The organism is Nostoc sp. CCY0012, from assembly GCF_963920855.1.
Classification (GTDB): Bacteria; Cyanobacteriota; Cyanobacteriia; order Cyanobacteriales; family Nostocaceae; genus Cyanocohniella.
Window position 1 is genome coordinate 61,295 of sequence record NZ_CAWUDM010000005.1, and the last position, 15,324, is coordinate 76,618.

A 15,324-nucleotide genomic window follows, 5' to 3' on the forward strand; every position below is an offset into this window, starting at 1 on the left:
AGCCATGTTTTGACTCAGCAATCAGCACTGTGTTATGACCACCAAGGTTCTTCGCCAGTGCGGAAGTCGGTTTCAGTCCAAGGGGTCAAGACGATTTTGTCATCTTCTGTTTTGGCGTGTGCGAGAGCCAAAGACAGTGGTGCTGGGCCTCTGACTACTTTACCAGTGGCATCGTATTGGGAACCGTGACAAGGACATTTAAACTTGTTCTCAGCCACATTCCAAGGCACAACACAACCCAAGTGGGTGCAGATGGCATTAATGCCGTAATCGCCAATTGCTTCTTTGCTTTCTACTACAACATATGTGGGGTCGCCCTTGAGTCCTTGAACTAGGGTGCGATCGCCTACATTATGGGTGTCTAGAAATTTGCTGAGGGTGACATCGTTGCCTAGCTCATCTTTTGCTGTTGTACCGCCACCAGCGCCACCACTAGCTGGTGGAATAAAATACTTGACTACGGGATACAATGCTCCCAGAGCCACACCTGTGACAGTGCCAAAAGTGAGCAGATTCATGAACTGACGACGCCCCATATCGGGAACGTCCATTGATTCAGAAAATTGAGCCATAACCTACGCGCTCTGTGTGTATTTTGTTAAGCATTCTTACAAGAGTACCAGTACTTGAGCAACTCCTGTTTGGGTGGAAATGCCAACGCCTACAACGATGCTAAAACTCTTTATTCCAAGATATTTGTAGCATCTCTTCTGTTAGCATTACATTTCTTTATATCCCTATCATACTTGAGTTACGGAACGTAACATCATAACTAAATGTAAAATCTAATTGAGGAAATCTATGACAGGACAGGAATTACGTAAACTATTGCTGGACAAGTGGGGCTATTCGTACGATGTTCAGTTTCGACGTACACAGGGTAAGATATTTCTCCAAGTCATGTGGAAGTATCTGGAGCAAGCTTCTTTTCCTTTGAGTGAGGCCGAGTACCAAGAGCATCTTGACGGTGTGGCTAACTATCTTCAAGCTTTAGGCAGCGCTGTACAAGTACAAACATTTATTCAACAAACACGCGATCGCCCTAGACTGGGCAAAGCTGTGAGTATTCCTTTAGATTTAGGTGAGCGCGCTTCGGAATGGATTGTGTGATTGGCCATCGCCCCAATTTTCTCATGCTGAACCCAGCATATTTAATTAAAAGTCTTAAGAAAATATATTTTTGATTTCATCAAGCCGCATTTTTTCGTGTTCAATACACAAATTTAATTACAGCCCCAGGTAAATATATTTTTGGTAGTTCTTTGATTGTCTGAGGTACAGCAGCACAAAAGCAATTATTACAAAGCTGATCTTCCATGAATATTATGCTGATTATTTATGGTGAATGTGCTTTATTATTCATGCCATTTGCTCAACTGTGAACCATTATCAATTGGCATATTTTCTAGGCATTTGTTTTACTATTTTGTGCTTTAAATACCTTGATTACTTATGAGATTGTTGCCGTTCATCAAACCATAAAGAAGCTTAAATAGTTAGTGTAGTCATATTTTTGTCTTCTGATAACTTGATTTTTTATAAAAATTATTTCAGTAATTACACCTGTTGAGATTTTTGTAGAACACCTCAGCTTAATTGGCATATTAGGTGCTGGATTAGTGGTATGTATTTCAGTAGCGATCGCCTGGAATAAAACTGATAATTAACAGCGAATTTACATGATAAATACTGAGGTGAGGTAATTTTTTATTTGTTATGATTTCATAATGAGTGCAAGCCAGTGGAGTTAATCTTTTACTAGGTGAATCTTTGCTCTACCTATGTGTTTTTACCACATTTAAATTTTCACCTTGTTATCAAAAGAAAAACTCAATCACAATTCATCAGACGAAGGCAAATAATATTAGTTGAATTTCCAGGGTGTCTCAGTAACTACCAAAGCCAACGCCTAGTGAAACAACATCACCGAAACAGTTGAGCGATGAATAGTTTGTTTGATAATTGGACAAGCACCCTGAGAAAAAATTCGCTCTTGCTGGTTCTTTCAATGCTGCTGCCAACATTTTCTATGAATGCTTCTATGATGGCAGCAGAGCGAATTTACACATCTTTTTCTGCCCTAGAAATATCAATTTCAGTTAGTGCTTTAGCAAATTATGCCAAAAATGGTGTCATTGAAGATGAATTAGCAATTTATCAGCAATATCTGTCACCAAAACAGTTTCAAGAATTACAGAGAATTTTACTCACACCTGTAAAAGTAAGTCCAGTAGTCGTTTCACAATTTCTCTACACACCCCAAGGAGAATTGTTGCTACATCGGTTAGCAAAAGTAATTAAACCCGAATCTCGTCAACAACCGCAACGCGGATTTTATGCCTTAAGGTCAGCATTGATTTCCGCCTCTGGGGAACCGGAAGGTTTAACACTATTAAATCTGTTGCGGAAATATCCCGATAGCAGCATCCGCATTGATTTAAGGCGTAGTTTCGCTATAGCTGGGGAACTAGAGAAAGTAGTTAAAGAAAGTAATCGGGCCATCGCCGCAGTTACCCAAAAGTCTAATATAGAAGCTGCGACAATTCCCAAACCCTTAAATTTCTTACAACTAGCAGATTTACGTGGACAGGGACAGTTCCAGTCCCGAAAACACACACTGAGGTTGTTTGACTCTACACGCCATCGGCTATTGTTGACTGATGTTTACATTCCTGATGTCCAGAGTCCCACACCTGTAATTGTGATTTCTCATGGTTTGGGTACAGACAGTAGCAACTTTGAATATTTAGCTACACATCTAGCTTCCCACGGATTGGCTGTAGTGGTGCCTAATCATCCGGGTAGCGATGCTAAACAATTGCAATCATCTTTGAATAAACAAGCCAGCGAAGTTATAGAACCAGAAGAATTTCAACACCGACCTTTGGATGTGAAATATGTATTAAATCAACTGGAAAAAATTAACCATTCTGATACACGGTTTTATGGTCGGTTAAATCTGCAACAAGTGGGAATATTCGGCCACTCTTTGGGTGGCTACACAGCTTTAGCTTTGGCTGGGGCGAAAATTAACTTTGAACAGTTAGCAAAAGACTGTCAGCCAGAAGTTCTACACAAAACCTGGAATATGTCTTTACACTTCCAATGTAGTGCTTTGGCATTAAATGGCAAGTCCAGCCCAGAGTATAACTTGCAGGATGACAGAATCAAAGCTGCGATCGCAGTGAACCCCATCACTAGTTCAATTTTTGGGGAAGCTGGTTTAAGCCAAGTTAAAATTCCCGTGATGATTGTCGGTAGTAGTGATGATACTGTCGCACCAGCTGTCTACGAACAAATTCAACCTTTCTCCTGGTTGACCAATTCCCACAAATATCTTGTAATGCTTTTGGGTGGAACTCATTTTTCCACAATTGGTGATGGTAATCCAGCTAGCCAGCAAGTCCCATTACCCAGCGATGTCGTTGGGGATGCTTCCCAAGCGCGTTACTACATGAATGTTTTGAGTTTACCTTTCTTTCAAACACATGTTGCTAACAAATCACAATACCTCCCCTATCTCAACGCCGCTTATACCAACACTATTTCTAGTGAATCTCTCGGTTTGAGTATTGTCCAGTCTTTCAGCCAAACTGAGTTAGCCCAAGCCCTAAATCGTGACTCCTTAAAACCCAAGTTTCCCAACCCCATAGTTAATTTTGGCTTCTGGATGTTAGATGTGGGTGTCGCCATGCTACGGGTAACGATTTTTATCTAGGAATACACCCCAAATCCTTAACAAGTAGCGTGTGTTGTAGAACTAAAGTCCATAACACACTCTACCAGTTAAAAACAAACAGGGACGCCGTAGCCCAACTCCCGAGAACACTCAGGCTGCTTTTATCATAAAAATCTTAACAATCACAGATTCACTATATAATCTTAAGAAATGTGAAATTTATTTGCATTTTGCAAAAAATCAGCTTTATGTCGGTTGATTTATGAGCCAGTCTGAAGATAACTTTGCCCCAACGACTTCTTTGACTAATCACGATCGCATACCCATTCACATTCCTGGCTCTATTCAACCTCATGGCGTACTCTTAGCACTCAATAACCAGCTAGAGATTCAGCAAGTCAGCAATAACACCCAAGAATATTTGGGCAAAGATGTCGATGATTTGCTAGGACAACCCCTGAGTTACTTGCTTAACGCTAAACAGGTTGCAGCCGTCAAGCAGTGTTTGGGGAAAAAAGTTGGTAGTGCTAAAGTTTTTGAAGTAACTATTAATACTTCACATAGAAATCGGGACTTTTACGGTATTACTCACCGTACAAAAGACTGTGTGATTCTAGAACTAGAACCTAAAGATGCGGCATCAGAATTGAGTTTTCTAGAGTTTCAGGCTTTGGCAGGTGAAGCGATCGCTCAAATGCAAGAGACATCAAATTTGACGGAATTTTTGCATTTAGTAGCCAAACAAATCCAAGAAATTACTGAATTTGACCGAGTGATGGTTTATAAATTTGACCAGCAAGGAGCAGGTTCTGTAGTTGCTGAAGTCAAACGTGACGACTTATCACCATATTTAGGACTCCACTATCCAGCTACAGATATTCCGGCACCAGCCAGGGAATTATACCAGCGCTGTGGCTTGAGATTCATTCCCGATATCAATGCTCAACCTGTCCAGCTACTTCCTCAAGAAAATCCCCCTCTTGATTTAAGCTACTCTGCGCTAAGAAGTTTTGATGCTTGTTGTGCTGAATATCATCAAAACATGGGCGTAACTTCGCTGTTGGTAATTTCCCTGATTCAAAATCAGCAACTTTGGGGATTAATCTCTTGTCATCATCAAACTCCCAAGTATCTGCCTTACGAAGTGCAAAAGATGTGCGAACTTTTAGGACAGATTGCATCTTCAGAGTTAGCACACAAAATTAGTAATTCGGAATGGGACTATGAGGTTAAGCTGAAATCGCTCCAGTCGGAGTTTTTAGAGTCCATTTCCCAAGCCGATAATTTTATCGATGCCCTCATCAAACCAGAAATCCGCTTATTGGATTTAGTCAGTGCCGCTGGTGCAGCAGTTTGCCTGGATAATGAAATTACCTTGGTGGGGACAACACCAAATATTCATCAGGTGCGGGCATTAATTGAATGGGCAGATACCCAAGTTAACGATAACCTGTTTGCTAGCGATTCTCTGCCGAAGCTTTACCCAGAGGCGACTGCATTTAAAGATGCTGCAAGTGGCTTACTGCTATTGCGAATTTCTAAAGTCCGCCGCTACTATATTCTTTGGTTTCGCCCTGAAGTCATCCAAACGGTAAACTGGGCAGGAAACCCCAACGACTCGCTGAAAGTTGAGGCTGATGGTAGTGTTACCCTTTGTCCGCGCAAATCTTTTGCGGCATGGCAAGAAACTGTACGTTTAACTTCCTTACCTTGGCAACCATGTGAACTTGATAGTGCGATCGCTCTGCGGAATGCCATCGTTGGTATTGTACTATCTAAAGCCGATGAATTAGCCAAAATCAACTTAGAGTTGGAGCGCAGTAACCAAGAATTGGCTTCCTTTGCTTACGCTGCTTCTCATGACCTCAAGGAACCTTTGCGGGGTATCTATAACTTCTCAACGGTGCTGTTAGAAGACTATAACCAAGTACTAGATGATGAAGGGATAGAGTGCTTAGAGACAGTGGTAACTTTGTCTGTGCGGATGGAAACGCTGATTAATGCTCTTTTACGCCTTTCCCAGTTAGGACAAGTACAACTACACCGTCAAGCAACAGACTTGAATGAATTAATTAACCATGTGATTGATGTCTTTCGTGCTAGTCGCCAAGAAACGCAGTTTATAGATATTCGCATTCCCCGACCTTTACCTACAATTGAGTGTGATCGAGTTCTTGTCAATGAAATTTTCAGTAATCTCATTGGCAATGCCTTTAAATACAACGAGAAGCCAAACCAATGGGTGGAAATTGGCTACCTAGATACAGATGAACATCCCCTCGTCTTTTATGTCCGAGATAACGGTATTGGCATTCCCGAACATCACTTAGAAACAATTTTTCGATTATTTAAGCGCCTTCATTCTCAGGAAAAGTATGGTGGGGGTGCAGGTGCAGGACTCGCAATTGTCAAAAAAATTGTTGAGCTGCACGATGGTCAAATATGGGTTGACTCTACCTTGGGTGTTGGCTCGGCATTCTATTTTACGCTGAATTAATTGAGAAACTGCCATCGCCCTTGTGTGATGCGAATCGAGGTTTACTCCCAAAAAAAAGGTAAAATGAACAATTAGTTCTCATCTGGAAACAGACTGGAGACTCACATGACACCAGCAGCGATCGCTACACCTCCAAAAGAATTACCCCTTTTGTTTGAGGGACTGACTTGGAGAGAATTCAAAGCCGTTGAGCAGTTGTTAGACCGTCCAGGGTATCGGCTATCTTTTTTGGATGGTGTTTTGGAGATTCGCAGAATGCCAGGAGAACCCCACGAAACCGTTAAGAAAAGAATTGCTGCGCTGGTTGAATTTTACCTGCTCATGGCAGGGTTTGATTTTACTCCAACTGGCTCAATGACCTTGGAAAGTGAATCGGGTGCTGTTAAGCGAGAGGCAGATAAATCCTACAAACTTGCCCCTGGTCGAGTGCGTCCTGACCTGGCTATTGAGGTGGTGTTTACCAGTGGTGGTATTAATAAACTCGAAGCATACAAGCGGCTAAAGATTCCGGAATTATGGTTCTGGGAAGATGGTGTCTTAGAAGTTTATCACCTGCGTTCAGAAGGCAATGCACTTCACTATGAAAGAGTCTCTAGTAGTGAAGAGGTCAAAGGGATCGATTTGGATTTGTTGTTACGCTGCATTAATATGGTGAATCATGTTGATGCCATCAAGACTTTTCAACAAGCGCTGCAAAAATAGCTGGTTATCTGCTGCCATTTTTCCAGGTGCATAGACGCTTTGCGGCTTGTTGTTAGGCATGGCACTTGGTTAACCCACGCTACAAATTCTCTCTCATAATTCATCCAACTACCAAGCTTTCAGCTATAGTGAGAGACTTATTACCGTATTCTGTTAAAATATGTACAAAAATATTTCGTTTTGTTACGTTTAGCCAATAAGTAATGACAACAAAACTTCATGAGCCGCTGCTCGTTGTTGAGGACAGCAATGAAGATTTTCGGATGCTGCAACGCCTCATGCGGCGGATGGCTGTCCAGAATCCTATCCATCGCTGTACCAATGGGGATGAGGTTTTAGAACTGCTGTATCAACACAAGAGTGATTGCCACTCTAAAGTAGTTATCAGACCCTCTGTGATCTTGCTCGACCTCAACTTACCAGGAATTGATGGTCGTGACATCTTAGAGCGGCTCAAACAAGATATGAGTTTTAAAGAAATCCCGATTATTGTTTTTACCACATCCTCGAACCCCAAGGATATTGAATTATGTTACCAAAAGGGCGCAAATGGATATTTGGTAAAGCCGATGGATGCTCAAGAATTAAAAAAGACGATTCAGGCTTTTGTTGACTACTGGCTGGAAACCAATACTCCGCCACACCGATATTAATTTGTGGATTGTCTGTTGATGGGGCATTAGGGAAAAACGCATTGCCGGGAAGGCTGAGAGGACACACAGAGGTTTTCCTCTGGGAGTCGTTGTGTCTTTTTGTCTTCCTGCGGTTGATTTGCGTCATTCTCTCCAGTATAGCTTTATAATTAATTAAGAAATTAGATTTTATTTAGATTTATTTTATATTATTTTTAGAATTATGCAACAAAACACAATCTGGATAAAAGGGATCTACACAGCTCCCTGATCCTCATAAATTTTATGTTGGACACGTGGACGCTACTAATCATCGATGATTGTGCCGCAGATCGGAAAATTTATCGCCGATATCTTCTCAAAGATCCGCACCATTCTTACCAAATTTTGGAGGCAGACTGTGCAGAAGATGGACTGGCTTTGTGCCAAAAAATGCGCTGTGATGCGATTCTGCTTGATTTCTGCCTACCTGATATGAGTGGGTTAGAACTTTTCGACCAGCTCAAGCATGAAATATTTGAAACCTCTATTCCTGTGATTATGTTAACAGGCCGTGGTGATGAAGAGGTGGCTGTACAAGCCATGAAACAGGGAGCTTTGGATTATTTGGTTAAGCAGCACCTGACATCGGATGTATTACAAATAGCAGTCCGCAACGCCATTAAACAGTCGTATTTACAAGCCCAACTAAGTAATATTCAAGAACGACAGCGCCTAATTGCCATGACAGCGCTGCGAATCCGCCAGTCTCTGAACCTAGAGCAAATCTTGAATACTGCTGTAGCAGAAGTACAGCAACTTCTCAAGTGCGATCGCGTGATGGTATATAAATTTGCTCCAGACGAAGGCAGTAAAATTGTCGCTTCCTCAGTTTTTTTAGGGAGTAGTGAGTGGGGAGTAGGGAGTGGGGAATGGGGAGACAGGGAAGATGTAGACGTGATAGCGGCTTCCCTGAGGGTGGAAGCAGGGCAGAAGAAACAGGAGTATAGGGTGCAGAATGTAGGAGTGAACAATTACCCAGTACCCAATTCTCAATCCCCAACGCCTTACGTTTATGAACTGGGATTAAGTAATTCTATTAGCCTGAAAGAACAATTTAATACAGAAGCCAATTTAGTAGTTCCGATTAATATAAGTTATAACGGTGACCCTAATCCTCATCTGTGGGGCTTGTTGATAGCCTCTCATAATACAGATGAACCACAATGGCATACTCATGATGCACAGATGCTGTATGAGGTTTCAGTGCAACTGGCGATCGCAATTCAACAAGCTGAATTATTAGCCCAAACTCAAGCAGCACTCAAGAAAGAAAAGCAACTCAATATCTTTAAATCTCAAATCATTGCTACGGTTTCCCACGAATGTCGAACACCGTTAACTTCAATTTTGGCTGCTGCATCAACTTTGGTAAAACATGGTCAACAGCTAGATGATGGTAAACAAAAAAGATTTCAATCCATCATTGAACAGAAAGCCAGGTATATGTCCAAACTTGTGGATAATATGCTGTTGGTGAACCAATTTGAACTAGACAAAGCCAAGTTTAAACCAATGCCGCTGGATTTACTGCAATTTTTCTCTGACCTCATAGACCAAGAACGAGAAGCAGTAGGCGAAAGTCACGAATTAGTGTTTAAAATTACTGGCAATATTAAAGGATTTTGGGGCGATCGCGGACTGTTACAACAAATTTTTATTAATTTAATCTCCAATGCCATTAAATACTCCCCCGCAGGCGGTACTGTAGAATTTCACCTCATCGGCAAAGAATCACAGGTGATATTGCACATCAAAGACGAGGGAATTGGGATACCAATGGCAGATCAAAAAAACTTATTTCAATCCTTCAGTCGTGGTAGCAACGTAGACACCATTCCCGGTACAGGTTTAGGACTGGCGATCGCTAAAGCTTGTGTAGAGTTACATGGTGGCAACATCACCTTATCCAGTAAAGTAGGACAAGGAACCACATTCACTGTCAGTTTACCAAAACAACTCGGTAAGTAATTCGTAATAGAGCCTCCGGCACGCTACGCGAACGTAATTCGTAATTCGTAATTTAGTCATTATTCGTAATTTAGTGATTATTCATTAGACAATTTCTTCCCCCAACTCCCAACTCCCCACTCCCAACTCCCAACTCCCAACTCCCAACTCCCAACTCCCAACTCCCAACTCCCCAATCACTGTGCAAGGCTTTCTCAACTTAAACAAACCCTTTGACTGGACATCTCACGACTGCGTGGCGCGGGTGCGGAAACTCTTGCGCCTCAAACGTGTGGGACATGCAGGAACATTAGATCCAGCCGCTACTGGTGTATTACCTATTGCATTGGGTAAGGCTACAAGATTATTACAATATTTGCCAGAAAACAAAGCCTATACAGCCACAATTCGGTTCGGTGTGCGTACCACAACTGATGATTTGCAAGGTGAAATTATCACTTCTCAACCTTGTCCAAAATTGGATTTGGCAGATGTGAAAATAGCCTTGGCACCATTTCAAGGCAAAATTGAGCAAATACCACCTATTTACAGTGCAATTCAAGTAGATGGTAAACGCCTGTATGATTTAGCACGCAGAGGCGAAACAGTAGAAGTTCCTAAACGCACAGTAGAAATTTTTCATACAGAAATTTTGGATTGGCGGGAAGGAGATTTTCCCGAATTGGATATTGCGATCACCTGTGGTAGTGGTACATATATTAGAGCGATCGCCCGTGATTTAGGTGCAATCTTAGAAACTGGTGGAACTCTCGCCGCTTTAATTCGTACCCACAGCAGTGGTTTCAATTTAGCAGACAGTCTCACCTTGACCGATTTAGAAACACAATTGCAAGCCGAGACATTTCAAACCAGTGTTCTTGATGCAGCCTTACAACATTTACCCACGCTGACATTACCAGCGACAACAGCCCAAAAATGGTGTCAGGGACAAAAAATTCCGCTGACGCTGGATTTTTCTGGTGTAACTAGAGTATACGATGACGAGGCTGGCTTTCTGGGTATTGGCAAACTACAGGATGATATATTGATACCCACAACAGTTATAAAAGGTTGATCAAAACTCAAGTTTCCTTCAAATATCCAACACCCGATCCCTAAAAAAAGCACATATCTGAGAAAGTTAACAAAGTTACTCAGCTTGACACTCTCCACCCTATAAGGGCGAAGATTCTTCATTCATAGATCCAACTTGCTCATACAGGATTTCTCCAGCATGAGTAGAGGTCGAATCTCCTGAAGCGTTTGGATCTAAGATCCAAGTTCCGGTATGCCCTACCGTACTTAAGGCTAATTTCAGAATATTAATCGCTGCGTTCCAGTCCCTATCCATCACAAACCCACATTCACAAACATGAGTTCTTGTAGATAAAGATTTTTTAACGACTGCACCACAATTAGAACATTCTTGAGAAGTATACGCAGGATTAACAGCAACAGTTATTCTGCCAAACTTCACCCCAAAATACTCTAACCATTTTCTGAATTGATACCAACCAGCATCATTAATAGATTTGGCGAGACAGTGATTTTTAACTAAATTTTTAATCCTCAAATCTTCGTAGGCTACCAAATCGTTAGATTGGATTACGCAACGCGCAACTCTCTTTGCGTGTTCTTCACGTTGCCTACTTATTTTGAGGTGTATTCGCCCTAATTTATTAATAGCTTTCTTACGGTTGATAGAGCCTTTCTTTTTCCGAGAAACGCGCTTGTGTCTAAACTTCAGACGTTTCTCGCCTGTGCGATAAAACCTTGGGTTAGGTTCACTATGTCCATTACTGTCTGTGTAGAATTCTTTTAAGCCAACATCTAAGCCAATGGTTTTACCAGTGGGTTGAGATTCTACTTTGTTGTCTGCACTAATCAGAAATTGAACATAATACCCATCGGCACGACGGACTAACCTGACTCGTTTTATCTGCTCTAATTGGTAGAAATTTAAATCCCACGTCCCTTTGAGATTGAGCTTGCCAATGCCTTTTTTGTCAGTGAAGTTTATTTGTTTTCTTGTCTCGGAAAGCGACCACCCAGATATTTTATACTCAACTGATCGAGAATTTTTCTTAAACTTTGGATATCCCTTCTTACCTAGAACAGACTTTTTGCAGTTGTCGTAGAAACGAGCGATAGAACTATAAGCCCGTTCGATGGAGGCTTGGCAAGCACTAGAATTCAAAGCTTTTACAAATGAAAATTCACTTCTCAATAACTTACTCAGGCGATATAACTCTTTTTGTCCTACACCTCGGTTATCCATCCAAAAACGGATGGACTTATTGCGGACAAATTGAGCAGTTCTAATCGCCTCATCAATAGCAGCGTATTGAGTTGTTTTCCCTTTAGCTTTGAATTCTAAAACAATCATTTTACGTGGAAAACTCCTACGCAAATATTATATCATGATTAAAGCCGGGAAGCGAAGCACGGGGCTTTAGACCCAGTTTTTTGGTAAAACTCCAAACATCCACTAAGCTAATTGCAGATATTTTAAATGATTTCAATCAGTGTTAGGAGTAGCTGTTATGCCGACGATTCATTTAGTGGATGGTGAAAAGGGTGGAGTAGGGAAATCTCTGCTCACCAGAACCATGATTCAATATTGTTTGGATAAAAGAATACCATTTGTACCTGTGGAGACTGATAGGTCGAATCCTGATGTAGCGGGTGTGTATAAGGGAATATGTCAGTATGCTGTGTTTACTGAAGATGAACGGCACGCCGATAAAGCTGATAAAATTTTTGAGATGGCCATGTCTAAGCCAGTGATTGTAAATTTAGCTGCACAATCCCATCGCGCCGTCAAAAGCTGGATTGAAAGAAATCAGTTACTTGAACTAGGAAGTTCTGAGGGCGTAAGTTTTTGCAAGTGGTTTGTGTCTACTGGCGGATATGATAGCCTCAACTTGTTTGCACAGTCGGTGAATAGCTACGGCGAAAAAATCCCGCATATTTTGGTGAGAAATTTAGGGCTGTGCGATGATTGGGAGCATGTTGATTCTGATGCTGCCATTCAGAATTTAGTCACACAATATAAAATCAAGGTGGTGGATTTTCCCAAGTTGTCATACAGAGAAAGAAATTTAATTGACCAACATCGTCTGACTTTTGCGGAAGCACGAGAGTATAAAGAATTTGGAGTGCTTGGTAAACAGCGGGTTGTGCAGTTTCTCAAATCTGCTTATGCTGCTTTTGAAAAAGTAGGGATTTGGTATGAAGAAGTTAAATAGAAAAGCTCTCAAGCTATTCCCAAGTTGAAACATCTCGTAAAACAGCCGGAATTTCCCCTTGAGATAGGGGAAACTCCAAAAAAGTTTCTTTATAACCCAAATACCCAGATTCAGCGAACGACAACAACATGCGCGCCAATGCTAACCAAACCTCTGGTTCATATTCCCAATCACGATAACGGGAAGCTCGACCAGCAATTGAACGTAACGCCCAAAAGTATGAATTTCTGACTACAGAACCCCCCTTTTTAAATTCGGGTAAGTCTTCATGGTGGAGAAAAAGTATTGTGTTTTCAATTCTGGCTCTCATATTGGCCATGCTAATTTTCATTCATTATAAGACTTACGCATTGACCAGCTAATACTGGATTTTTGTCAACAAGATAAGTAAATTTAAGTATGTCTAAATAGCATCATTTTTTAAAAGCTTTGTCAGCTGGTGTCCAGATTTTATTGATTAACTCATCAATATCTGTTTAATCAAGTAAAGCTAATGAATATACCTGCAATCATTGCTAACAGTGTTTTAAGGAAGTAAGCATGAAATGGCGATCGCCTGTCAATTTCAATTCTTACATGTTTTTATTTTTACTTGAATTGCAGTAATTAAACTTAGTCTTAAAAGTCCCCACCCAGTTGTTAAAATAAGCTAAGAGTTATATAATCTGCCTCATCTCCCCCATCTTCATTTGATGACACTTGTTTATCCACGTCGCCAACGCCAACTTGAAAGTTTAATTAGAAAGTTAGGTCTACCAACAGGATTACCCATCAAATGGGAACTGTTGGATTTAGCTTTAACTCATCCCACTGTTTCAGACTCGGCAAATTATGAACAGTTGGAGTTTGTGGGTGATGCAGTGGTACGGTTAGCTGCGGCGGTTGTTTTGTGGGAAAAATATCCAGAATGTCCAGTAGGGGATTTTGCAGCAATTCGTTCGGTGTTGGTGAGCGATCGCATTCTCGCTCAATTAGCTAGAGAATATGGTTTAGAGTTATATTTGCTAGTGGCAGGTAGTGCTACCAGTGATAAAGTTGGTCAAGAATCACGACTAGCCGATGCTTTTGAGGCTGTTTTAGGTGCGCTTTACCTCAGTACAAATAATTTAGAATTAATTCGCCCTTGGCTAGATGATCATTTCCAAAAACTAGCCACAGAAATTCGCCTCGATCCCGCTAGACTGAATTACAAAGCGGCTCTCCAAGAATGGACACAAGCACAATTTAAGGTTTTACCTGAGTACCGAGTTGTAGAAGTTCATCAAACTAATCAAAATCAAGAGCGTTTTGCAGCTGAAGTCTGGCTGCATGAAAATAAATTAGGTGAAGGAAAGGGACGCTCAATTAAAGCCGCTGAACAAGCAGCAGCCAAAGTAGCTTTTTTAGCAATTGCTAATCAGGAAAATTCCTGAACTCATCAGGCAGCGTCTCAGCCGAGATATGGGTAAAATGTCGGTTGTGAGTTGTTGGTAATTTTTGTACCAATGACTAATAACTAATGACTAATAACTAATGACTAACCAAATTAAAATTGCTGTTATTGGTATTGGGCGTTGGGGAGTGCATTTACTACGGATTTTTTTAGCACATCCCCAAGTGAGTGTGGTGGCGGTAGTAGATCCTCATGCAGAAAGATTGGCGGCAGCAAAGCAGCAATTTAACTTAGATGAAAATATACTTTTGGCTACTGAGTGGGAAGCTTTACAGCAACTACCAGAACTGACAGCAGTAGTAATTGCCACTCCAGCTACAACCCACTATGCCTTAATTAAGGACGCTCTCAAGCAGGGATACCATGTTTTGGCAGAAAAACCCTTAACTCTAGACACAGCAGAATGTCTGGAACTTTGCCAATTGGCAGAGCAGCAGCATTTAATACTCATGGTTGACCACACTTATTTATTTCATCCAGCAGTAGAGCAAGGGCAAGGTGTAGTTCAAGCAGGTCAATTAGGTGATCTGCGTTATGGCTATGCTACCCGCACCCATTTAGGGCCAGTCCGGCAAGATGTCGATGCTTTATGGGATTTAGCCATTCATGATATTGCCATCTTTAACAACTGGCTGGGTCAAGTACCAGTGAAGGTACAAGCTACAGGTACTGTGTGGTTGCAAGGGCAGGGAAGTATAGGGAGTAAGGAACTTACACAATCTGTATCAGGATTAGCAGATTTAGTGTGGGTAACACTGACATATCCAGATAACTTTCAGGCATATATTCACCTGTGCTGGCTCAACCCTGATAAACAGCGACGACTGGTGGTTGTGGGTAGCCACGGCAGCTTGATTTTTGATGAAATGTCACCCTCATCACCTTTAACTTTGCTACATGGTGAGTTTGAACATCAAGGAAATCAATTTTTGCCTGTGAATCAAAGGCGAGAGGTGTTAACAATAAAACCCGGTGAACCTTTACAGCGAGTGTGCGATCGCTTTATTGTCAGTATGATTGAGAATACTCCTCCCAATATTTCATCTGGCTGGGTAGGCACAGAATTAGTAAAAATTCTCTCTGGTTTGACAGCATCGCTGAATCAGGGCGGACAACCTGTGTTTTTCGATTAAACTCGTGTTTGG

Annotated in this window: 13 protein-coding genes; 10 read left to right on the top strand and 3 right to left on the bottom strand. The window is 41.4% G+C overall.

Annotation, left to right across the window (positions count from 1 at the left end; translation table 11 throughout):
• Window positions 1-32 precede the first annotated feature (32 nt).
• On the bottom strand, window positions 33-572 hold the full coding sequence (gene petC, locus ACM0OS_RS02300; protein ID WP_414541532.1) for a cytochrome b6-f complex iron-sulfur subunit: 540 nt from the start codon (window positions 570-572) through the stop codon (window positions 33-35).
• A gap of 229 nt (window positions 573-801) precedes the next feature.
• Between petC and ACM0OS_RS02305 the strand changes: the two genes are divergently transcribed.
• From ACM0OS_RS02305 to truB, 7 genes are all read left to right on the top strand, one after another.
• Window positions 802-1,110 (top strand): DUF3067 family protein, encoded by a 309-nt coding sequence (locus tag ACM0OS_RS02305; RefSeq protein ID WP_414541533.1) that lies wholly within the window; start codon window positions 802-804, stop codon window positions 1,108-1,110.
• Window positions 1,111-1,942: 832 nt separating this feature from the next.
• A complete protein-coding gene (locus ACM0OS_RS02310) occupies window positions 1,943-3,718 on the top strand; it encodes an alpha/beta hydrolase (protein WP_414541534.1) in 1,776 nt (591 codons plus the stop codon).
• 223 nt (window positions 3,719-3,941) lie between these two features.
• The gene (locus ACM0OS_RS02315) at window positions 3,942-6,176 is read left to right on the top strand and encodes an ATP-binding protein (RefSeq protein ID WP_414541535.1); all 2,235 of its coding nucleotides are present in this window, start codon (window positions 3,942-3,944) and stop codon (window positions 6,174-6,176) included.
• A gap of 105 nt (window positions 6,177-6,281) precedes the next feature.
• Window positions 6,282-6,878, top strand: a complete 597-nt coding sequence (locus ACM0OS_RS02320; protein ID WP_414541536.1) for a Uma2 family endonuclease — start codon at window positions 6,282-6,284, stop codon at window positions 6,876-6,878.
• Between the two features lie 203 nt (window positions 6,879-7,081).
• A complete protein-coding gene (locus tag ACM0OS_RS02325) occupies window positions 7,082-7,531 on the top strand; it encodes a response regulator (RefSeq protein ID WP_414541537.1) in 450 nt (149 codons plus the stop codon).
• A gap of 264 nt (window positions 7,532-7,795) precedes the next feature.
• Complete coding sequence (locus ACM0OS_RS02330; RefSeq protein ID WP_414541538.1) at window positions 7,796-9,520, top strand: ATP-binding protein; 1,725 nt, start codon at window positions 7,796-7,798, stop codon at window positions 9,518-9,520.
• A gap of 181 nt (window positions 9,521-9,701) precedes the next feature.
• Window positions 9,702-10,574, top strand: a complete 873-nt coding sequence (gene truB / locus ACM0OS_RS02335) for a tRNA pseudouridine(55) synthase TruB (protein ID WP_414541539.1) — start codon at window positions 9,702-9,704, stop codon at window positions 10,572-10,574.
• Between the two features lie 99 nt (window positions 10,575-10,673).
• On the opposite strand, the gene ACM0OS_RS02340 is transcribed toward truB, so the two are convergent.
• Window positions 10,674-11,885, bottom strand: a complete 1,212-nt coding sequence (locus ACM0OS_RS02340; protein ID WP_414541540.1) for an RNA-guided endonuclease InsQ/TnpB family protein — start codon at window positions 11,883-11,885, stop codon at window positions 10,674-10,676.
• Between the two features lie 157 nt (window positions 11,886-12,042).
• Between ACM0OS_RS02340 and ACM0OS_RS02345 the strand changes: the two genes are divergently transcribed.
• On the top strand, window positions 12,043-12,747 hold the full coding sequence (locus tag ACM0OS_RS02345) for a mobilization protein (RefSeq protein ID WP_414541541.1): 705 nt from the start codon (window positions 12,043-12,045) through the stop codon (window positions 12,745-12,747).
• Between the two features lie 13 nt (window positions 12,748-12,760).
• On the opposite strand, the gene ACM0OS_RS02350 is transcribed toward ACM0OS_RS02345, so the two are convergent.
• Window positions 12,761-13,057 carry a hypothetical protein gene (locus ACM0OS_RS02350; RefSeq protein ID WP_414541566.1) on the bottom strand — a complete coding sequence of 99 codons (297 nt, stop codon included), beginning with the start codon at window positions 13,055-13,057 and terminating at the stop codon, window positions 12,761-12,763.
• Window positions 13,058-13,439: 382 nt separating this feature from the next.
• Between ACM0OS_RS02350 and rnc the strand changes: the two genes are divergently transcribed.
• On the top strand, window positions 13,440-14,159 hold the full coding sequence (gene rnc, locus ACM0OS_RS02355) for a ribonuclease III (RefSeq protein WP_414541542.1): 720 nt from the start codon (window positions 13,440-13,442) through the stop codon (window positions 14,157-14,159).
• 100 nt (window positions 14,160-14,259) lie between these two features.
• Window positions 14,260-15,312, top strand: a complete 1,053-nt coding sequence (locus tag ACM0OS_RS02360; RefSeq protein WP_414541543.1) for a Gfo/Idh/MocA family protein — start codon at window positions 14,260-14,262, stop codon at window positions 15,310-15,312.
• Window positions 15,313-15,324 lie beyond the last annotated feature (12 nt).

Excerpts from the sequence above, each read along its gene's own strand:
- rnc (WP_414541542.1), top strand. The coding sequence starts at position 13,440 with ATGACACTTGTTTATCCACGTCGCCAACGCCAACTTGAAAGTTTAATT.
- ACM0OS_RS02345 (WP_414541541.1), top strand. The coding sequence starts at position 12,043 with ATGCCGACGATTCATTTAGTGGATGGTGAAAAGGGTGGAGTAGGGAAA.
- petC (WP_414541532.1), bottom strand. The coding sequence starts at position 572 with ATGGCTCAATTTTCTGAATCAATGGACGTTCCCGATATGGGGCGTCGT.
- ACM0OS_RS02360 (WP_414541543.1), top strand. The coding sequence starts at position 14,260 with ATGACTAACCAAATTAAAATTGCTGTTATTGGTATTGGGCGTTGGGGA.
- ACM0OS_RS02315 (WP_414541535.1), top strand. The coding sequence starts at position 3,942 with ATGAGCCAGTCTGAAGATAACTTTGCCCCAACGACTTCTTTGACTAAT.
- ACM0OS_RS02320 (WP_414541536.1), top strand. The coding sequence starts at position 6,282 with ATGACACCAGCAGCGATCGCTACACCTCCAAAAGAATTACCCCTTTTG.
- ACM0OS_RS02340 (WP_414541540.1), bottom strand. The coding sequence starts at position 11,885 with ATGATTGTTTTAGAATTCAAAGCTAAAGGGAAAACAACTCAATACGCT.
- ACM0OS_RS02305 (WP_414541533.1), top strand. The coding sequence starts at position 802 with ATGACAGGACAGGAATTACGTAAACTATTGCTGGACAAGTGGGGCTAT.
- ACM0OS_RS02325 (WP_414541537.1), top strand. The coding sequence starts at position 7,082 with ATGACAACAAAACTTCATGAGCCGCTGCTCGTTGTTGAGGACAGCAAT.
- ACM0OS_RS02330 (WP_414541538.1), top strand. The coding sequence starts at position 7,796 with ATGTTGGACACGTGGACGCTACTAATCATCGATGATTGTGCCGCAGAT.
- ACM0OS_RS02310 (WP_414541534.1), top strand. The coding sequence starts at position 1,943 with ATGAATAGTTTGTTTGATAATTGGACAAGCACCCTGAGAAAAAATTCG.
- ACM0OS_RS02350 (WP_414541566.1), bottom strand. The coding sequence starts at position 13,057 with ATGAGAGCCAGAATTGAAAACACAATACTTTTTCTCCACCATGAAGAC.